This is a genomic window from Anaeropeptidivorans aminofermentans (assembly GCF_940670685.1).
GTDB lineage: Bacteria > Bacillota > Clostridia > Lachnospirales > UBA5962 > Anaeropeptidivorans > Anaeropeptidivorans aminofermentans.
On the sequence record NZ_OW711693.1, the window covers coordinates 3,585,850 to 3,605,741 of the forward strand.

Sequence of the window (19,892 nt, forward strand, 5' to 3'; positions counted from 1 at the left end):
CTCACAGAGAGACGTGGATTGAAATAAAGGTATCCATTGTGCACCCTCCACAAATTACGTCGTCTCTCACAGAGAGACGTGGATTGAAATCCTGGCAAGCCTGCTCATGCTTATGCTGTTAATGTCGTCTCTCACAGAGAGACGTGGATTGAAATGATAATTTCTAAATAAAAGGACAAGCCTAAAGAGTCGTCTCTCACAGAGAGACGTGGATTGAAATAGCTCCTCATATTTATAGAGCAGGGCATAATACATGTCGTCTCTCACAGAGAGACGTGGATTGAAATTCGGTTCTATAGCTTGATAAGTACCACCTTCGCAGTCGTCTCTCACAGAGAGACGTGGATTGAAATCACGTAGCCGTTGCCGCCATCACCGCCCCAATACCGTCGTCTCTCACAGAGAGACGTGGATTGAAATAAAAGAATTTCCTAAATAACAAAGACAATTTTTTGTCGTCTCTCACAGAGAGACGTGGATTGAAATCGGCGGAGCCGGAGCAGCCGCAATCTATAAAAAGGTCGTCTCTCACAGAGAGACGTGGATTGAAATTTTTGAGTTATGATTTTAAACACGAAGGCAGAAAGTCGTCTCTCACAGAGAGACGTGGATTGAAATTACTTTAAATTTCATAATTTACCCCTCCATTTCCATCGTCTCTCACAGAGAGACGTGGATTGAAATAGGCTTTCAGCGGCGAACCTAAGGACGGCTTGAGTCGTCTCTCACAGAGAGACGTGGATTGAAATTATAAAAGTGTGGTAAAATCTCCCTAGAGGGGAGTCGTCTCTCACAGAGAGACGTGGATTGAAATCGTCAATCTCTCACACTCCTTTAACCTTTACCTCGTCGTCTCTCACAGAGAGACGTGGATTGAAATCTCAGCGCAGACGGCTATAAAGGCGCTATTTGTCGTCGTCTCTCACAGAGAGACGTGGATTGAAATTGTATTTAAGTAGGTACATTGATTGTCTGAATGTGTCGTCTCTCACAGAGAGACGTGGATTGAAATTCTTTTTTGTATTCCGTTAATTATTTCTGAAACTGTCGTCTCTCACAGAGAGACGTGGATTGAAATCTTAAGGTTTAAATACTTTGGCCCTACAAACACAGTCGTCTCTCACAGAGAGACGTGGATTGAAATAAGAATAGCCGTTCTTATGGCTTCCGCTGCAAAAGTCGTCTCTCACAGAGAGACGTGGATTGAAATAAGTTTTTTTATTTTACGTTGAAGGTCATTTGCTTGTCGTCTCTCACAGAGAGACGTGGATTGAAATAGACCGAAGGAAGACGAAACCTATTATTACATGTCGTCTCTCACAGAGAGACGTGGATTGAAATTCCGAGAGGTAGAATACGGCTTTTTTCGTTATGTCGTCTCTCACAGAGAGACGTGGATTGAAATTGTTGAAGTTCAAAACTTGTATCAGAGTAATCTGAAAGAGTCGTCTCTCACAGAGAGACGTGGATTGAAATTGTTGTCTGCATATCTGCAACATGCCTTACTAACGTCGTCTCTCACAGAGAGACGTGGATTGAAATTTTACGTGTCAAATCTAATTGACCGCAAAGGGAGCGTCGTCTCTCACAGAGAGACGTGGATTGAAATTTAATTTCCTCGAATTTGGCTAGAATTCTGTCTTTGTCGTCTCTCACAGAGAGACGTGGATTGAAATTTTGCCAATCTCAAATTGATACCCTCTGCATTGCGTCGTCTCTCACAGAGAGACGTGGATTGAAATCAAAAAGCTTTGCGCCCTCAACGGATAAGCGGGGTCGTCTCTCACAGAGAGACGTGGATTGAAATCTTGAGGTACTTAAGCAAAGTATCTTCATTTTTGTCGTCTCTCACAGAGAGACGTGGATTGAAATAATGATTTTAGTCGCTGCAATGTACGCCACGGGGGGTCGTCTCTCACAGAGAGACGTGGATTGAAATAGAATTAAGCCTTAATAAAATCTTTATTGAGTTTTGTCGTCTCTCACAGAGAGACGTGGATTGAAATAATCATTTTACATACATGGTGGTATTCTTGCATCGTCGTCTCTCACAGAGAGACGTGGATTGAAATCAGCGTGATATTAAGTGGGCGATAAAAAACAAATGTCGTCTCTCACAGAGAGACGTGGATTGAAATCCTAAGGGATTCCAACCTGCTCTTTATACAGCCGTCGTCTCTCACAGAGAGACGTGGATTGAAATACTGTCACCCGTCAGACGATACAAAAACCTGCTGTCGTCTCTCACAGAGAGACGTGGATTGAAATACACAGAAGCTTTATTATTGCAGGAACTAAGAAGTCGTCTCTCACAGAGAGACGTGGATTGAAATTTAGCAACCATTGAGTTTTAGAGGTATCAATTACGTCGTCTCTCACAGAGAGACGTGGATTGAAATAAGGGGCAAACACTAGCAATATTGAATAGCCCTTGTCGTCTCTCACAGAGAGACGTGGATTGAAATTTTTGGTTGATGGGCTTTCTGATGGCAAAGATTTAGTCGTCTCTCACAGAGAGACGTGGATTGAAATTATTTTGGTAGTCTGTAGCGTTATCGTTATAAGGTCGTCTCTCACAGAGAGACGTGGATTGAAATTAAAACTCAACAACTTATATATGATTATAACGCCGTCGTCTCTCACAGAGAGACGTGGATTGAAATCCCTACTGAGAAAGTTATCGAACAAATAACTTCGTCGTCTCTCACAGAGAGACGTGGATTGAAATTTAGCAAAAAAATAAGCTTGATACTTTTCTGTTGTCGTCTCTCACAGAGAGACGTGGATTGAAATTTAAAATTTTTGTTAATAAATTATTGACGTGTTTGTCGTCTCTCACAGAGAGACGTGGATTGAAATCTAAGTAGTAGCTTTAGAAATATTAAATTAATAAGTCGTCTCTCACAGAGAGACGTGGATTGAAATAAATATCCCAGCCATTAAACTTGATTGTATGGAGTCGTCTCTCACAGAGAGACGTGGATTGAAATGCCTTTACCGGCCGGCGAATGTCGCTGTAATGAGTCGTCTCTCACAGAGAGACGTGGATTGAAATTTGCAGCTCTTAATCTCTTGGCAAATATAGCTTTGTCGTCTCTCACAGAGAGACGTGGATTGAAATTGCGTCTTTTACCTGTAATACAAAATTAGCTCTAGTCGTCTCTCACAGAGAGACGTGGATTGAAATTAATGCTCTGGAGAGTATAAGTTCCCTAGCTGTAGTCGTCTCTCACAGAGAGACGTGGATTGAAATTAAAAGTAGGGGGTCTGCTGTACTTATATCTGTGTCGTCTCTCACAGAGAGACGTGGATTGAAATTGCTTTCAGATTATATTGAAGATTGCCAAACTCGGGTCGTCTCTCACAGAGAGACGTGGATTGAAATTCTGTACCTGCGAAATTTACAGTTTTTCCCGAAAGTCGTCTCTCACAGAGAGACGTGGATTGAAATCGTTTGGAACTTATCTTTTAACACAGTTAGACGAGTCGTCTCTCACAGAGAGACGTGGATTGAAATTGAATGTAGAAATGATAAACCAAGATAGTGTACGTCGTCTCTCACAGAGAGACGTGGATTGAAATTTCCGAAGGAAAACTCTCAGGACATGCGCTGCGTCGTCTCTCACAGAGAGACGTGGATTGAAATCCACTCCTTTAGAGACGATATCCGAACAGCTAAAGTCGTCTCTCACAGAGAGACGTGGATTGAAATAACGTCTCTTGCTATTTTTACAAGCTTATTCTGTGTCGTCTCTCACAGAGAGACGTGGATTGAAATTGTTTACGTTAAAACGAATCTGTCTTGGTTTGATGTCGTCTCTCACAGAGAGACGTGGATTGAAATCTTAGCTTTTATGATGGCTAACTTCTTCAGATCGTGTCGTCTCTCACAGAGAGACGTGGATTGAAATTAACTCTTCTTCCGGGGAAACCTCTGATAATCCTTGTCGTCTCTCACAGAGAGACGTGGATTGAAATATTCTGTGTCCACCGATTATTTATTAGGTATTACGTCGTCTCTCACAGAGAGACGTGGATTGAAATTTTTTAGTGGAAATCTCTTTATTATGAATAAGTCGTCGTCTCTCACAGAGAGACGTGGATTGAAATCAATGCCTTTTCTGCGGCTTCGCGGGTGTATATCGTCGTCTCTCACAGAGAGACGTGGATTGAAATCAAGGGAAATTATACCATAAAAAGAAAGGACCGTAGTCGTCTCTCACAGAGAGACGTGGATTGAAATATCTTAAATAATTGACTTATCCCTGAAAATATTCGTCGTCTCTCACAGAGAGACGTGGATTGAAATTAAATCTTCTAGCGATGCCTCTGTCGAGATGATTGTCGTCTCTCACAGAGAGACGTGGATTGAAATTATGCTATCCGTTGATTGCTGATAGCTTTTTTCACCGTCGTCTCTCACAGAGAGACGTGGATTGAAATTAAATCTTCTAGCGATGCCTCTGTCGAGATGATTGTCGTCTCTCACAGAGAGACGTGGATTGAAATCTTATCATAGGCAAGTGTGGCTTCATTAGCCGGGGTCGTCTCTCACAGAGAGACGTGGATTGAAATTCTCGGGAGATGATGCATTTCTTCAACTAGCGTTGTCGTCTCTCACAGAGAGACGTGGATTGAAATATATCTATGATAATTGTGCGCCTATAGCCTTTTTGGTCGTCTCTCACAGAGAGACGTGGATTGAAATATTTATCTTAATTTTATATTGTTCTACATTTTTGTCGTCTCTCACAGAGAGACGTGGATTGAAATCTTTTCATCACCGTGAGTAACTGTATTTATACTCGTCGTCTCTCACAGAGAGACGTGGATTGAAATCCTACCGGCAGGGGAAATTGCCGGACCTATGTGGTCGTCTCTCGCAGAGAGACGTGGATTGAAATTCACCAGACCTTATGAGTTGTGCCGGATTTCTGGTCATCTCTCACAGAAATACGTGGATTGAAATAGGTAAGAAATAAAGGAGTAGATGATGTTACGCTGTGTCGTCTCTCGCAGGGAGAATAATATGAAGAAAATTACGGTATTTATAGTAATAATTTTGTTATTGGCAGCCTGCAGAAGCAAAGACGCAGAGTTTGATGTTTCAAAAACCATGAAAGGAAAATGGGTGTCTTATATCAGCTCTATTAACGGAGATTTAATATTAAATATTTATAATGACGGTGAAAACAAAAAGATGCTTATGTCAAGTGAAAAGTTCGAGCTTCAAGGCATTGTTCCCTTTTCCTGTGAACTGGAGGAGGACCATTTAAAATTCACTATGAATTCCGATGAAAGCCATCGCATTGCCATAGATCTTAAGATGACCGAAACAGGGGATTTAAAAGGTAATTTTACTCAGTACGGAAATACCAAAGATATATTTTTTAAAAAGATTTCGGATATCCCTGATGAATATGAAGCGCCAGATCCATTTAACAATATGACAGCAGAAGAAAGAATTCATTTATTAAAGGAGTATAGCGAATATGAAAAAGGCGGTGAAAGGCCTCTATTTATAGTAAAAACCGGCGAAAAATTAAAATATGAAGATATTATCAATGAATATGGCCTTGATGAAAAAACCAAAGGTCTTGAGGATACAGCTCTTATGATAGCGCTTTTAAACTGGGTATGCGATAATTTTAATCATGACGGCTTTTCTGGCCTTCCGGAAAATTCGGATATCTCTGCCTTAATTGAATTCCATCAAAAAAACGACGGAATAAACTGCCGGGGGCTTTCATTAATTTTAGCTGAAATCCTCAGAGCCTACGGTATAGATGCAAGGCATGTTACCTGCATGCCTGAGGAAGAGCCTTTTATAGACTGTCATGTGGTAGTTCACGCTTATTCAGCCGAACTTCACCAATGGGTAATGCTTGACCCCAGCAACAGGCTTATCCTTATGGACGAAGAGGAAAATTATATTGATCTTTGGTCCCTACGGAACTCTTACATAGACGGAAGCAAAATTACGGCACTTAACTTAACAGGAAAAGATATTCAGGATTCAGAACTAAAATATTATTTGGAATATATGGCGAAAAATACATTTCGTTTTGAAATGGATTCTGTATTCGATTACGCTTCCGATGGGATGCAGAATAAAACAATATATAATCTCATACCAAAAGGATACAAAACTATAAGAAGGGGAGCAACTGCCATAACAGACCCTGAATATTTCTGGGCTCTTCCGGAGTAAAGCCTTCAGCAAGCAGGCATAAAGCCATAAGTATAGCCAAATATCTCTTTGTTACATTATATTGCCTTCAGCAGAAACTTCCTTTTTAAAAATGCCGCCATTAAAGATACCCGCCTTTTACTGATTATATTGTTCACACTCTGAGTAATCATGATTTTATTTATAGTAAATTTCACATAAGGATGTAATAAAAATCTATTTTTCATAAACGGCTTAAACATATGGAACCCCTATATTTAAGCCATTCAAAACATACGATTTTTATTACTGTTTAATTTGAAATTGACTATAGCCCAAGCTTTTTTGCTGTTTTGCAGATTTTCGTGAACCTTTCTTTTCCATAGTCTTTATTGCGCTCATCAGCGCAGACGGTATATCCCATGCGGCGGCCCCTGCATTTAATTAGACTAATTTATACGGCAGGTCAATTATACCAAAGACAGAGATACAAACAGCAATATAAATATTTGCAGTACCTTTTTCTTTGGCAGCTCTTTAAAAATGCTTCTTATACTGATTTAAATTTAAAAAACGCCTTTTATTCTAAGGTTAAATAATTTTCCTTAGTCCTTATATTAAATTGATTAGGGGTAAGTTAATTTAATATCCTATTGTCTTTATCTATTCTTCTCCTAAGATTCATGCCCTTATACAAAGCTACCCTATGATTGACGTCTGTATTTTCTTACGGAATTTTGAAATACGGTTTGCACATTTTATCATAGGCCTTTTAACAAAACATCAGATATAATTGAAACTTTTCTTTCAGATTAATAAGCTTGCTTAAGCCGCAATTTTATTAAAAAATACTATTTTTACTATCATATCAATAAAAAAGGAATTAAAAATAAAAAAGGACGGAAATATCCCCGTCCTTTAAATTGTTTATAAGATACATAATTTACCGGCTAAAGCATTCGGTAAATTTCAAAACCCTTTTTATCTGCCATACCATAAGAACTTAGCATATGATTCTTGCTTTCAGAAGCATGTCCAAATTTTTAATCTCATATTATGATAAGTCTTCAATAAAGCTTTTAATCTTTTGAGCGTGCTTTGCTTCGCTTTCTGCATATGCGTGAAAATACTTTCTCAAATGTTCACTATCCATATTTTCTGAAAAGTGCATGAAGTCACGGACTCTTTCCTGTGTGTCTAAAAGGGTTTTCTTTAAATAATCCTGTGTAGACATTTCCATAGTATCACCTCAATATCTATTTTTGCTGAATTTCTTAATATTATGCATTGGTTTATGTAAAATAAAAAGGCAGAAGCCATTTTCAGCACGAAGACAAATATTAGCCATAAGGACCCTCCCCTAAAAGCTCTACGGGCTTGCGCCTATATCCTTTTTTAAATTTCTTGGTATAAAATAATCTCCTCAGGGCCTATGATTTAAATCTTTTTTATACTTGAATTCATATGAATAATAGCATCATCAATTGCCTTTCTCTTATCTTATGCCCGCTATAACCAAATACTGATAGGGTCATAAAACAAATTGACGATAAATCATAAGCCCTGTGAAGAAAATAGTTTTTTCACACCTTTAGCAAAAGGCATATAGCAAACTTAAAATGAAAGAGAAACAAAATCATATAGCTGCATTGCCTCAAAAATATACTGTTTTCGGGAAAACCTGTGTTTTTAAGGCTATTGTAAATAGGAATTTGTTCCTTCTTTATAAGAAATCTACTATAAAGCACCTTCAGCGGCAGCCTTTTATTTATTGCTTTGAAAACCATCTTTTTTTATGGACTGCTTTTTAGCATTTTTTCCTTCACCATCTAAAGCATCGTTAGCAAAGGTAGGGCCGCCTTTAGATTTTTCCTTTCGTACTTCCTTAGGGTCAATTTGAGAATCTTTTGGCATAGTAAAACCTCCTGATTTATTCCTTTTAAATATCGCCCCTAAGCAGATTATCTGCGTAGTGTCTAAGGCTTTCAAAAGAATTTACATTGTTTCCCCGGGAGCTTATATGCTCTCTTACATAATCGGGCAATGAATTAAAAAAGTTTTTTGCTTCCGCATCGTCTTCCAAAAGGCTTTGCAGACTGCTGTATTTTGCTGACATATAATCACCTCATCAATAGAATTCGCATTATTTTAAGGATTATGCATGAAGCTTATATTTTTATAGTACTGTATATTAAAGCGTATTTGAAAAGTCCAGACCGGAGTCATTTTGCTATGGAAAAGAGACTTCATCACCAAAAGGTCTTTGCTTTACAGGTCGGTTCCAGCCTTAATCTGCTGTTTTTTTGATTATGCCAATCTGCAAAATACGCTATGCCGTCTTAACCCAGAGCGGCAAAACCTTATCTGATATTTTTAGTGTACATAAAAAGTACCATCAATACTTTCTGCAGTTTTCTCAAAGGGTTTTGTTCTGCAAGATACTGTTTATAATAATTAAATTCAAGACACATTCTTTGACCTTGCCACTTAAAATCATTTTTTTATAAAACATTCTGTGGTTTGGCGATACACTGTAGGGATATTTAACGAAGATGAATTGGTGCCTGAAAAATCTAACCCTAAAGCATAATTTTTCCCATCAAATGGATTAAAATCCAAGTTACTAAAATCAAAATCTTGTTCAGTGTTTTTTATAGGTGCTGCCTGATTGATTTTATGAGCATATTGTGATATTCTTAAACAGTTGGCAATGCCGATATTGTTTAGAACTGAAATTTATTTATTGGTATCCGTATCAGTTTAATTATCTTTTGGTTTCTTAAGATTTCAGATAATTAAATGAATAAAGCATGGATAAGGTTTCCAAAGAAAGGGGCGATGTTTTGTGAGAGCGATAAAATTAGATAGGGTGACAATTTCATAGGGCATTATTTTTGTGCCGTAATTTACCTTTTTGTATTCTGACAAGCATATGGGCTATTTTCAAGCATACATACAGGGTGTGCTTTTTTTGTGCCCAAAATTAAACCTTTATTGGGAGGAACTATGATTAATATTGAAGATTACGGATTTGAATATAAAGATGTTATTGAAGCGTCGGATATTCCGGCAAGGATTACTGCAGTCCATAAGGAACGTTATACTATGGTCTGCAAATACGGTGAAATAAAGGGCATACTGAAATCAGGATTATATTTTAACGGTTCTTATGCGGATTTTCCCGCAGTAGGAGACTTTGTTTTAATAAATTACAACGATAAAGGCGATAGCCTTATTATTAAAACATTGCCCAGAAAATCTTATTTTACAAGGAGCAATAATTTCGGAAAGCTTGGGGAACAGGCTATCGCCGCCAATTTTGACTATGTGTTTATACTGATGTCTTTAAATAAGGATTTTAATATCGCAAGGCTTGAACGCTATATGGCGATAGCATGGCAAAGCGGCGGAATACCCGGGGTTATATTGACAAAGGCAGATTTATGCCAAGATGCCGAAAGCTATGTCGCCGAAGCGGAAAGTTCGGCCCCGGGAGTTGATGTTATCTCTGTAAGCGCCTTAACAAGAGACGGCATAGATCGGATAAAAAGCCTATTAAAACCCCGTAAAACGGCAATTTTTCTCGGCTCTTCAGGGGTCGGAAAATCTACTCTTATAAACTGCATAGCCGAAGAAGAACTGATGAAGACCGGAGACATACGGCAGGAGGATTCAAAAGGAAGGCATACCACCACTTACAGGCAGTTAATCATGACCAAGGAAAAATTCATGATTATAGATACCCCCGGCATGAGGGAAATAGGCCTATGGGATGCTATGGAAGGTTTAAGTGAAGCCTTTTTAGACATATCTGCTTTAGAAAAAAGCTGCCGTTTTTCTGACTGCACCCATACAAAGGAGCCAGGCTGTGCTATTATTGAAGCCTTGGAAAATGGAAGCTTAAGCCCTGACAGATGGAAAAACTATCAAAAACTTAAAAATGAAAATCTTCGAAGCGAAGACAAAATGGCCTATTTGAGAATGTGGAGAGAAAAAATAAGAACCATGGAAAAAAGCCAGCGGCATGCCTATAAGAATAGAAACAAAAGATAATCAAATCCCCGGTGAAATTATTTTGCCGGGGGTTCTTATTTATATTTGTAAGTACAGCGGAAACATGTTACTATGTTTTATGAATATAAGGGATTAAGCATAAAACTTATGAAAAGCTTTAAAGAAGGTAAAAATCGATTCCATACAATCGCACTTCTTGATAATTTCATTAAAAAGTGAAGTTATCTACAGTAATTTGCTTAAACAATGAAAATATCAGATTGCCGGCTATTGCTGTAATTATGCAAGGCACGCAGACTTAATTAAATAAAGATAAAAATCTATTTTCCATGATTTAAAAAGATGGATTGACTTAGGAAATATAATGGAATTATGTTTTCATAATAAGAAATGCTGTGCGGAAACATGTAAATTCATAGAAAAGCTGTTTTACATAATATTATTTATACGAAGTAAAGATGAAAAGTTGTACAAGGATAGCTTGCAAATAGCCTTTTAAAAGGGCATTTTCTCATTGTTAACAAGCAAGTTCTTATCTTTGTTAATAAGGTTTATATTTTTAGGAATATATTTATAAATGAAATTATAGTAAATTTCCTATGAAATAATAACCGAATGATGTTGGCATTCGCCCAACAGGCATCATCTTCGAAGGCCGAAACCTGCAACTATTGTTTCAGTTTAAATTGATTATAAACAAGCATTCATTTTTATCTGAATTATAGTATATAGTAAATTTAAAATTAAATAGTAAGAAAGCCGTATATTTATGCAGACTCAAGAATATACCGTTTCCGAAGGAAACCTGTGTTTTTGAATCTATAGTGAATAGGTTTTGTTGCTTCTTTATGGGAAATTTACTATAACCATAGCTTCTACCTATATATTTTCCTTTGAGAAATGCAGGAGTAAACAAATCAAAATATTATTTTACGGAAGGGTCATATGAATAAAAAATATATTAAAGGGTATTTATTTGTATTCATAGCGGCGGTGCTCTGGAGCTTATCCGGCGTTCTTATAAAAACCGTTCATGCAAGCGCTATCTGGATTTCTCTTATACGGTCTGTTGTTGCTTCATTTCTGCTGTTTCCGTTTTTCTTGAGAAAAAAAGTTGAGCCTGTTAAATATCTCATCATAACGGGAGTATTGTATTTTATATTTATAAGCGTCTTTACCATAACCACAAAAATAGGAAGCTCTGCAATGGCAGTAGCCATGCAGTATTCTGCCCCTATATATCTTATGGCCTATGAAGCCATAAAGGATAAAAAAATCCAGCCTCGAAAAATCCCTGTATTTATTCTTTTTCTTATAGGCATTATCCTATGTGTTTTAGACGGCTTAAATGCGGCTTCTCCTCTTTCTATTTTAACGGGAATCATCGTAGGCATTTCATTTCTGCTATATAGCATTAATTTAAAAAACATAAATAAAGGCAGTGCTTTAGGAATTGTGGGCGGTGTAAACCTTGTATCCGTAATATTTTTTCTTTCAGCGCTTCCTTTTGACCTAAACCCCATGCCTAAGGGTATATCCGATATTATGCCTATTGTTTTTGCCGGAATATTTATATCGGCGGTATCCTATGCCGTATATGGAGAAGGCCTTAAAAAAATCCCCGTTGAATCAGCTCTTATAATTGCAATGGCAGAACCTCTGCTGAATCCTGTATGGGTGTATTGGGCAACAGAATATATCCCGCCTTTATTTACAATACTGGGCCTTCTATTTATCCTCATAGGGGTATGTGTATCTATTTATCTTCCTGGGGATAAGACAATCGAAAAGGAAGAAGAAATTATATAAAAACTAAAAATATAAAAGGCTTTCTTTTATGCTATTTGCAGAGAGAAGGCCTTTTATTTTTTCATTTTTTATTATGTGGAATACCTTCTGTACCCCTCGTGCAAAGATTAACAGCAAAGCTTCCTTTAAGCCCTTTTTCTGTTATGCTATTACTCTGTGACCTCTATGGGAAACAGCGATATTGAGGTAAGGTTTAACCCAATGCTGTCATTTTAATCCACACCTTTTAAAATAACAAAGTTTAACTTTTCCCTTCAAACTCTGTATTGCATATAGGGCATTTTATCATTACCTTGCCCTTTCCCTTGGGTATACGTACTGTTTTTTTACAGGAGGGGCAGGTGTAGAAGCGATGGGTTTTTCTTTGGGAAATCCTTATTTTTTTATTAGCAATCCACTTGTCTATTTTCCTTTTCTTGTTTAAATAAAAAATATTTTCCTTAAATCTTTTACTTATATCACGGCTGAAAACCCTAAAGTATTCGTATACTATAACAACAAGACCCAAATATGTAAAATAACGGGAGATGAAAATTCCAAGTATCAGCAATATAAAAACCAATGCATTTAAAAAGCGATTGAAGTCATCTACCCCATAACGCCCTATCATAAAACGGCTAAACCTTAACCTTAATTTTTCTTTCAATATCCATCAGTCCTTCTGTATTGTATTTTATAAGCGTAAATTTATATATTTGAGATTTTAAACTATAGCTGCCAATAAAAGAGACAGCCTTAACGAAAAAATAATAATGCCTGAAGGCTGGAGCTTTTGACCCACAACTCTCGCGGAGACAACATATAAATACCAACCTCCTTACTTCATATTTTATATTTTAATCCGCATCCCTCGGCAAGAGATGACTCATGCTGAAAACGCTGGAGCTGCATCCGCACCTATTTCAATCCGCGTCTCTCTACCAGAGACGACGAGTTCGGGCAACGTTAGGTGGATTCTGGAATCTATTTCAATCCACATCCCTCTACCAGAGACGACACGGGTGGTACAGGCCCGTGTAATTGCCGTAGCCGAATTTCAATCCACGTCTCTCATAGAGAGACGACAATACCGCACAGGGACCGCCTGCAAATACGAGACTATTTCAATCCACTTATCCATATCAAAGTCCAATCTTATCTCTGCCGTATATTTAGAATTTATCATATACTTTTATACTATTAATAATACGTTTTTTGAACCTTATAGTCTAGTCAGTTTTTGCGGCCTATCTCCATATATATCCAAGTATTTCGGTTTCATATTTTAAATAGTAATTAGACCATATTACCCTTATAAAATTGATGAGCCTGTTAATCAGATGCCTATGTAATTACAGTACTTTATAGAAATACTTTCTTTAGCTAAATCTTGCAAAATCTAACTTTTTAAATTTTTGGCAAACCGCTTCCCTTCGTTTTCAAAGTTGCGCTGCATGTTTTTATTATGTTTTTTATAATAGGCGGCGGCTATGTCCTTTGATGAAATGTTATACTTCAGCAAGGTATCGTTAAAATACATCAGAACATCACACATTTCTTCTATAAGGGAAGCTTTAATCTCCTCATCGGATACAATAGCCTTTTCTCCGCATTTCTTAATAATATCAATGACCTCACCAACCTCTGCCATCATCCATAGTATTGAATCTCGTGCATATTCCGGCTCTAAAGGCGACCATGAGTCCTTATTTTTTTCCCAAAGATTGTATTGCATTTTAAGCATTTCCGAAAAGGATAAATCGTCCATTCCCCGTAAACCTCCTGTTTACCATTAAAGTTTTCTTAAATATCACAAACACAAAGCCCCTACTTGTCTTCAACAATTTTACCATGTATAATTTATCTATTAAATAGAAATCGTATTTATTTTATAGTAAATTTATTATGAAGAGCAGCAAAAGTCTATTCTCTTAAGGCATATGGTTACCAAACAAAAAACAAGTTTGATAAAGCTAAGAAAACCCTCACTTAAAAAAGATTTACAGGCTCACGCCTGTACCTTTTTCCAAGTCACTTCGTATAAAAATACCGATTTCCTTCGGAAACACAGTGAAATTGCCTTTATACTGCAATAGACACGGGCTTTCATATATAATCAAATAAAGGCAGTTAAAAAGCCGTTTATTCTATTTCTTCTAAAACGCATTTTTGAGCCTGGGTATAGTCAATTTACTTTTATACCTTTATAATCATTTGGCTTTAAGAGACATAAATAAGAGAAAAGCAAATTAACAATGCTGCTACTTCATATGAATTCAAGTGATATACGGCTGTGCTGCTGTTTAACTTTAAATTTGCTATAAACGAAGGCTATTTTTCATAATAAATTATAAAATACAGTATAATTAACAAATTCTGAGATATACGGTAAAAGATTAATTGAGAAGGAAGCTTGTTTTTACATCTTTTTTAAATTTACAGGGTATAAAATACCCTAAATAAGCTCTATGTGAAGTTTTTAAAAACTCAACGGCATTTATGCAATGAATTTGCTTCATTCTGCTAATTTTAAGGAAATTAAATATATAACCCTTTCAACTATAAAGCATCGTCTAAAACAGAATTTTTAAATATTGGAGGTCTCTATGGATAAAGGAATCACTCTAGGCTTTGACGGAAAAAATTATGAAATGCTGAATCAGGCATTAAAGAGCTTAATAGAAGATGAGACAGATGCCTTGGCCAATTTATGCAACAGCGCCGCACTCTTATTCTACAGCATGAAAGATATCAATTGGGCAGGATTTTATCTTTATAAAGAAAATCAATTAATATTAGGGCCTTTTCAAGGCAAGCCCGCATGTATAAGAATTCCTATGGGAAGAGGGGTTTGCGGTACAGCCGCTCATAAGAAAGAACCCGTAATCGTAGAAGACGTCCACCAATTTCCCGGGCATATTGCCTGTGACGGTGCTTCCCAGTCGGAAATCGTCCTGCCTATCATAAAGGACGGTATACTCTTTGGCGTATTGGATATCGACAGCCCCATAAAATCAAGATTTAACGAAAACGACCAGAAGGGTCTTCAAAGCTTTATCGATATCTTATCTATTTATGTTAAGTGGGATAGCTTGGTATAGCATTTATAATTAAGCAATTTGTAAAAGTGAGAAACGCTGTCTATTCGTAATAGTTTCAAATACCCATTTCATATGAAATGGGTATTTGAAAGTCAAAATAATCGTGCTTTGCACTCTTTTCTTTTATTTTATAGTTAATTTGCTTCTATTCCCAAGTAAATATTAGGTTTGAGAGGGCATAAAATGAGAGAAAAACAAATTGACTATGTACTGCTTCTTATTTAATCAACTATATGATAAAATTAAAAAGCCTTGCCATAAGCGTTTTATAGCAAGGCCTCTCATATGTGGAAATAGAAAAAGCATGCAACCTGTCTGTTTACATTTTGCAGAAAATTTATCCCATAAAATAAGTAGATTAATCTATCGGGTTGCCGTGCTTATCAAGGCCCAGAGAAGTTAAAACTTCTATTGCAGGCTGCCTATATCTTTCTAATATCGTTCCAGCAGAGCCATTAGGCTTGTCGTCTGCCGTTCTTTTGCCTGCAATTATTAAAGCTACATATAAATCTAACATAATACTATCTACTTCCTTTTTTTAAATATTACTTTTTAAGTCATTATTTATATTAATATCATTTTAAAGCCTCTGCATCTAATCTTTCATAAACTTCTGCTATGGCGGAGGCTAAAACTAAAATCATTTCTTTATTTTCCTCGGCGCTGAGGTTAGCGTTTATAATTAAATCCTTTAATTGGTCTAAAGTTGCAGGCGGTTCAGCATTATTTTCGGAATCATCAGAGGGAAGAAATGTATCGCTTTCTGCGTCATATAAATACCCTTCTTCTATATAATCAGGGGCTTCCTTTAGTATTATATCCGGGGCAAAGAGTGAGGCTTCCTCAAGTGAGGGATAAGGGGTAATCCAATGGACTTTATTTCCTAATATTTGAACTGTTTTCATAATATCACCTCTTTTATTAGTACATGACTATGCAGACGCCATCGGCTCCTTTGCCGCCAGCTCCATATCCAGCTCCGGAACAACTTCCACCGCCTCCAGCTCCATACCCAGTTCCACCTTGTCCTCTTCTTGAGCTGTTTCCGGGAGACGCAACTACGGCAGACGTGCCAAAGCCGCCTCCGCCTCCGCCACCTGAATACGTAGACAGCCCGGTTTCTCCACCAAGGGAATATCTGTGGTCACTTGACCTCGCCGCAGTACCTCCCATTGCGGCAATAGAGCCATTTGCTCTTAAACCGTTTGAACCGTCATTTCCTGAGCCTCCGCCTGCATTTTTTTTTGTTGTGGAATCATCTGCCCAGCCTCCAGCGCCGCCGCTACCCCCTTTGCCGCCAGTTCCTGGTGTGCTTCTATAGCCTCCTTCACCGCCAACTGCTGATAAGTATGCTCCAAAAGAGGTTATACCTCCGGAGTTGCCATTCTGTCCTGCTCCACCCTCAGGAGAGCCAGCGGCGCCACCTGTACCACCTACGCCGATGGTTATAGGAATTTCTTCTCCCTCATTTACACTCAAGTAAGCTTCTTGTATGACTCCGCTTCCACCGCCTCCGGCTCCGACGTTCTGAGCAAGGGCACCTCCACCCCCACCTCCTCCGCCGCCAATCATTATTACATGAACGACGGACACTCCGCGTGGAACTACGAACGTATCATCAGATGTAAAAATCTTAATTCTGTCGGTTATCAGTTCATTCAATGGCTTATTCAAATCACTATTTACCGCTTTCTTAATCTCTGCCCAACTCATGAAACCACTTCCTCTCTTATATTTCCGTATGCTTCAAAGACGGTATTCACTGTGCTTTGGTTTTTAATAGTTTCTCCGTCTTCCTGATATACTGTAACTGTGGCTGAAATGCTTTCATCTTCATTAAAAACCGTATGCCTTTCGGCAACTAAGATATTGTCAAGCTTTTTTCTTATAGTCTCTTTAATATTGCCGTCTTCAAGGAACTCTGTCGTTTTATCTACTTGACTTAAAGCCGCCAGATTATCAAAATCATAAGTCTGAAGCATTGCAATATCTGTCTTTGCAGAGCCGAACCAATAATCAAAATCATTCTTTCGGCTTGTGAGAGTTATTTCAAATTCTTTCCCCTGCGCCTGAAGCTGATTTTCAAAGCTTACCTCATAAAAATTCATTTTCTCTAAGAACTTATCCGTAAAGTCCTGATACATTTCCGCTGTATCTGCGGATATGAGGGAATCTATGATGCCGCATAAATTAGAATTCAGCCTTTCATCTGTTATATCAGCAGGCCTGATGACTGCGGCTCCGGCGGGAACGCGGATTTGAGCCAAAGAAATTTCATAGATATTATTGTTCCGGGTAAGCTGCGGAGCTGTAGGACTTAAGGAGGGGCTACCCGTTATAACAGCCGGGATAACCTTCCTTACGGCTATGGTCCTGTCGAGTCTTAATACTATCCTGTCTATCCTCGGAAGTTCGGGATTTGCAGCCGGGTGGGCTATGGTGTAGTAGCGTCCGCCTTCTATGTCGGATTCGGATTTGAAGAAATATCCGTTAATATTTGCATAGCCCTCGTCCATCTTGGTGTACATTCCGGCTCCGTCTGCTGTTATTTGAAGGCTGGTGCCGCCGTTTCTTATGCCGTTTCCCAAAAACATGCTGATATATTTGGCCCAATCCTCTGCCAGAAGCTCTCTGGGGTCTTCTTGTGTTGAGTCAAAATGACCGTACCAGATTTTTGCCATTTAATCACGTCCTTTCTTTTCAATGAAAGAGTTAGAGTAATATAAATTTAAAATTAATTCCTGTGCAATACACTTTTTACTGATTTTATAAAATGTAAAGCTCAATACTTGTAGCGGTAAAAAGTGATGCACTATATTGGCTTTGTTTTTATCTGATTACTGCCTTGGGTTTCAGGGCAGTATAGATATTCGGCAGGTCATAGCCGAATTTTATTTCATAGCTGTAGCCTGAATCTCTTTCCCATATTTCTTTTACTTCGGTTATTCTCGTATCCTCAGTGCTGTTGATTCTGCCGATATATACGCTTACCTTGTCCCCTAAAAAGAAATCCTCTTCAAAAATAAAAGCCCTTGGAAGGGCATCGGCTTCAATATGCTTTATTTCTTTAAATTCGGAAAGCTTCTGCTCTCCGTAATGGATAAGCTCCGTGATATCCTTTGCATTGCCGCAGTCAAGAAATTCTTCAAAGCGCCAAGCCCCTTCCGCTTCTCCGCCAAGGGTATAAATAAGCCTGTTTTCATCCTCCCCGCTTCCGCCGCATATGCCGGTGGTCCTGAAATTGCTGAAATCCTCCGTATAGGAATATTCTCCTATATTGCTATATTCCAGCTTAAATGTAACAGAGGAATTTTCTGTCTGGGAAAGGGTCCTGTCCGTCCCCTCATCAATATCGTACAGAATCATTTCTCTTTCCGGGTCAAAATAAGCCTTCCAGCCTATATCGTACATTTCTGCTATTTCTTGAATTACTTCTCCTAGGTTCTGATACCTTGCCTGCCATTTGGCAGTCTGGCCCCTGCCTGAATCTTCGGCTATTTCTATAAAGGGAATGTTTCTGCCGGAAATTGAGGAATTTGTTAAACTCCTTTTTAAATAGTGCTTTATAACAGTCTCTGCATTTCCTGATATTCTGTCCCAGCCGTAGGCTAAAGGATTTTCTGTTTTCGTAGGGGGAATTATGATTCTCTGGTTTGCAAAACCCTTTACAGTATCTCCGAATACAGAAATACTGGCTCCGTCTCTGCTTTCGTTTAATGTAAAGTATCTTATGATGCCCATTTTTTCCATATTGCCGTTTATGATAATGAAATTTCCCCTTTGGCAGAGCTTGCCGGCATAATTTTTTTCTGGATGGATATGGATTTCAAAACCGCCTATACCGTAAAAGGAACGGGTAAACTGGATGCTTTCGGCATTTTTAACCGTACCTACCCAGTTAAAGTCTTTGTCGTATATCCTTATTTCACACGCCATGATTACACCCCCGAATAAAGCAGCCTGAATACAAGCCTTATTTTTACCTTTTTATTTTCATCGTCGGAGGTAAATATCAGCTCGTTCATACCGGGCTTAAGGCCGAATAAAGAGGAATCAAAGCTTAAATAGCCATAGGCGTTTTCCCTTGTTTCGCTGATGCCGTCGTTTCTTATAAGCTCTACTTTGAGGTTTTCAGGGTCCGTATTGATATACAGCTTATCATAGGGATTCATTTTTCTTTCTACCTTTATAAATTCCCCTGTGCTTACGTTTTTAATCATTGGATTCTGGGCTCCGCCGTCTATATATATTTCCATAGGGGCAGACACATCGCCTTTATTGTCTACAAAAGCTCTGTATCCCAATGTTCCGAAAAATCCCGGCGTTACAATGGGAAATTTCAAACCACCCTCCACATATGCAAGGCTTACAACCGTATTTTCATAATCCTGCCAAAAGGGCGAGGGGCATTCAAAACTTATATTTAAAGTCTGTACTGAATTTATTTTTTCGGCATAGGCTGCGTCCTTACAGAAAGCAGGAATCGACCATCTGCCATTGTCATTTTCATAAACAAGCCTTCCTATGCCGAAGCTTGGGCTTATGATGTTAAGAAGCCGCTGCCTTTCCGCATACATTTTTTTTACATCTCCGTAGGAATCTACAACATGGCCCGTAAGGGTTACGACCCTGCTGTCAAAAACAATGGAATGAAGGGTATAGCCGCTCTGCCCTACGGACTGGGTAAATACGGGCTCCACCGGAGGCAGGCTTATGCCGTCTATTTTCCAGAATATAAAAGGGTCCTGAGACATAAACTCCACCTCAAAACCCCGGGAATTAATAAATTTTAGTTTTTGCATTTTATCACTCCTTTTGAA

The 19,892-nt window shown here is 38.2% G+C and carries 15 protein-coding genes and 1 CRISPR repeat array (1 of these 16 running past the window's edge); of the genes, 4 read left to right on the forward strand and 11 right to left on the reverse strand.

What is annotated here, in order from left to right; translation table 11 throughout:
• Positions 1-4,969: a CRISPR direct-repeat array (repeat unit 32 nt; unit sequence GTCGTCTCTCACAGAGAGACGTGGATTGAAAT) (it extends 6,008 nt beyond the left edge of the window).
• Positions 4,970-5,029: 60 nt separating this feature from the next.
• Entirely contained in the window at positions 5,030-6,211 is a 1,182-nt protein-coding gene (locus NBX03_RS15095; RefSeq protein WP_250228598.1) for a transglutaminase-like domain-containing protein, read from the forward strand.
• Positions 6,212-7,223: 1,012 nt separating this feature from the next.
• Here the strand turns inward: NBX03_RS15095 and NBX03_RS15100 are convergent.
• From NBX03_RS15100 to NBX03_RS15110, 3 genes are all read right to left on the reverse strand, one after another.
• Positions 7,224-7,409 carry a hypothetical protein gene (locus NBX03_RS15100; RefSeq protein WP_250228599.1) on the reverse strand — a complete coding sequence of 62 codons (186 nt, stop codon included), beginning with the start codon at positions 7,407-7,409 and terminating at the stop codon, positions 7,224-7,226.
• A gap of 524 nt (positions 7,410-7,933) precedes the next feature.
• Positions 7,934-8,083, reverse strand: coding sequence for a hypothetical protein (locus NBX03_RS15105; protein WP_250228600.1), 150 nt, complete (start codon positions 8,081-8,083; stop codon positions 7,934-7,936).
• A gap of 25 nt (positions 8,084-8,108) precedes the next feature.
• Positions 8,109-8,285, reverse strand: coding sequence for a hypothetical protein (locus NBX03_RS15110; protein WP_250228601.1), 177 nt, complete (start codon positions 8,283-8,285; stop codon positions 8,109-8,111).
• 890 nt (positions 8,286-9,175) lie between these two features.
• Here NBX03_RS15110 and rsgA point away from each other — a divergent pair.
• Both rsgA and NBX03_RS15120 read left to right on the forward strand, forming a co-directional pair.
• Positions 9,176-10,222, forward strand: coding sequence for a ribosome small subunit-dependent GTPase A (rsgA, locus tag NBX03_RS15115; RefSeq protein ID WP_250228602.1), 1,047 nt, complete (start codon positions 9,176-9,178; stop codon positions 10,220-10,222).
• A gap of 906 nt (positions 10,223-11,128) precedes the next feature.
• On the forward strand, positions 11,129-11,992 hold the full coding sequence (locus NBX03_RS15120) for a DMT family transporter (protein ID WP_250228603.1): 864 nt from the start codon (positions 11,129-11,131) through the stop codon (positions 11,990-11,992).
• Between the two features lie 241 nt (positions 11,993-12,233).
• Here NBX03_RS15120 and NBX03_RS15125 read toward each other — a convergent pair whose 3' ends face one another.
• Together NBX03_RS15125 and NBX03_RS15130 are read right to left on the reverse strand one after the other, a co-directional pair.
• Positions 12,234-12,602: a hypothetical protein gene (locus NBX03_RS15125; protein ID WP_250228604.1), complete on the reverse strand. Its 369-nt coding sequence runs from the start codon at positions 12,600-12,602 to the stop codon at positions 12,234-12,236.
• 768 nt (positions 12,603-13,370) lie between these two features.
• Complete coding sequence (locus tag NBX03_RS15130) at positions 13,371-13,739, reverse strand: MazG nucleotide pyrophosphohydrolase domain-containing protein (RefSeq protein WP_250228605.1); 369 nt, start codon at positions 13,737-13,739, stop codon at positions 13,371-13,373.
• A gap of 838 nt (positions 13,740-14,577) precedes the next feature.
• Here NBX03_RS15130 and NBX03_RS15135 point away from each other — a divergent pair.
• Positions 14,578-15,072, forward strand: a complete 495-nt coding sequence (locus NBX03_RS15135) for a GAF domain-containing protein (protein ID WP_250228606.1) — start codon at positions 14,578-14,580, stop codon at positions 15,070-15,072.
• Positions 15,073-15,430: 358 nt separating this feature from the next.
• Here NBX03_RS15135 and NBX03_RS15140 read toward each other — a convergent pair whose 3' ends face one another.
• The 6 genes from NBX03_RS15140 to NBX03_RS15165 all read right to left on the reverse strand — a co-directional run bounded on the left by NBX03_RS15140 (position 15,431) and on the right by NBX03_RS15165 (position 19,874).
• Positions 15,431-15,589 carry a hypothetical protein gene (locus NBX03_RS15140; RefSeq protein ID WP_250228607.1) on the reverse strand — a complete coding sequence of 53 codons (159 nt, stop codon included), beginning with the start codon at positions 15,587-15,589 and terminating at the stop codon, positions 15,431-15,433.
• 58 nt (positions 15,590-15,647) lie between these two features.
• Positions 15,648-15,977: a hypothetical protein gene (locus tag NBX03_RS15145; protein WP_250228608.1), complete on the reverse strand. Its 330-nt coding sequence runs from the start codon at positions 15,975-15,977 to the stop codon at positions 15,648-15,650.
• A 16-nt stretch (positions 15,978-15,993) separates the two neighbouring features.
• Positions 15,994-16,785 carry a glycine-rich domain-containing protein gene (locus tag NBX03_RS15150; RefSeq protein ID WP_456298366.1) on the reverse strand — a complete coding sequence of 264 codons (792 nt, stop codon included), beginning with the start codon at positions 16,783-16,785 and terminating at the stop codon, positions 15,994-15,996.
• Positions 16,782-17,753, reverse strand: coding sequence for a hypothetical protein (locus NBX03_RS15155; protein WP_250228609.1), 972 nt, complete (start codon positions 17,751-17,753; stop codon positions 16,782-16,784). The genes NBX03_RS15150 and NBX03_RS15155 overlap by 4 nt, the downstream gene beginning before the upstream one ends.
• A 148-nt stretch (positions 17,754-17,901) precedes the next feature.
• Complete coding sequence (locus tag NBX03_RS15160; protein ID WP_250228610.1) at positions 17,902-19,008, reverse strand: siphovirus ReqiPepy6 Gp37-like family protein; 1,107 nt, start codon at positions 19,006-19,008, stop codon at positions 17,902-17,904.
• Between the two features lie 2 nt (positions 19,009-19,010).
• Entirely contained in the window at positions 19,011-19,874 is an 864-nt protein-coding gene (locus NBX03_RS15165) for a phage distal tail protein (RefSeq protein WP_250228611.1), read from the reverse strand.
• Positions 19,875-19,892 lie beyond the last annotated feature (18 nt).

Excerpts from the sequence above, each read along its gene's own strand:
- NBX03_RS15155 (WP_250228609.1), bottom strand. The coding sequence starts at position 17,753 with ATGGCAAAAATCTGGTACGGTCATTTTGACTCAACACAAGAAGACCCC.
- NBX03_RS15165 (WP_250228611.1), bottom strand. The coding sequence starts at position 19,874 with ATGCAAAAACTAAAATTTATTAATTCCCGGGGTTTTGAGGTGGAGTTT.
- NBX03_RS15105 (WP_250228600.1), bottom strand. The coding sequence starts at position 8,083 with ATGCCAAAAGATTCTCAAATTGACCCTAAGGAAGTACGAAAGGAAAAA.
- NBX03_RS15140 (WP_250228607.1), bottom strand. The coding sequence starts at position 15,589 with ATGTTAGATTTATATGTAGCTTTAATAATTGCAGGCAAAAGAACGGCA.
- NBX03_RS15160 (WP_250228610.1), bottom strand. The coding sequence starts at position 19,008 with ATGGCGTGTGAAATAAGGATATACGACAAAGACTTTAACTGGGTAGGT.
- NBX03_RS15100 (WP_250228599.1), bottom strand. The coding sequence starts at position 7,409 with ATGGAAATGTCTACACAGGATTATTTAAAGAAAACCCTTTTAGACACA.
- NBX03_RS15125 (WP_250228604.1), bottom strand. The coding sequence starts at position 12,602 with ATGATAGGGCGTTATGGGGTAGATGACTTCAATCGCTTTTTAAATGCA.
- NBX03_RS15150 (WP_456298366.1), bottom strand. The coding sequence starts at position 16,785 with ATGAGTTGGGCAGAGATTAAGAAAGCGGTAAATAGTGATTTGAATAAG.
- NBX03_RS15135 (WP_250228606.1), top strand. The coding sequence starts at position 14,578 with ATGGATAAAGGAATCACTCTAGGCTTTGACGGAAAAAATTATGAAATG.
- NBX03_RS15145 (WP_250228608.1), bottom strand. The coding sequence starts at position 15,977 with ATGAAAACAGTTCAAATATTAGGAAATAAAGTCCATTGGATTACCCCT.
- NBX03_RS15120 (WP_250228603.1), top strand. The coding sequence starts at position 11,129 with ATGAATAAAAAATATATTAAAGGGTATTTATTTGTATTCATAGCGGCG.
- NBX03_RS15130 (WP_250228605.1), bottom strand. The coding sequence starts at position 13,739 with ATGGACGATTTATCCTTTTCGGAAATGCTTAAAATGCAATACAATCTT.
- NBX03_RS15095 (WP_250228598.1), top strand. The coding sequence starts at position 5,030 with ATGAAGAAAATTACGGTATTTATAGTAATAATTTTGTTATTGGCAGCC.
- NBX03_RS15110 (WP_250228601.1), bottom strand. The coding sequence starts at position 8,285 with ATGTCAGCAAAATACAGCAGTCTGCAAAGCCTTTTGGAAGACGATGCG.
- rsgA (WP_250228602.1), top strand. The coding sequence starts at position 9,176 with ATGATTAATATTGAAGATTACGGATTTGAATATAAAGATGTTATTGAA.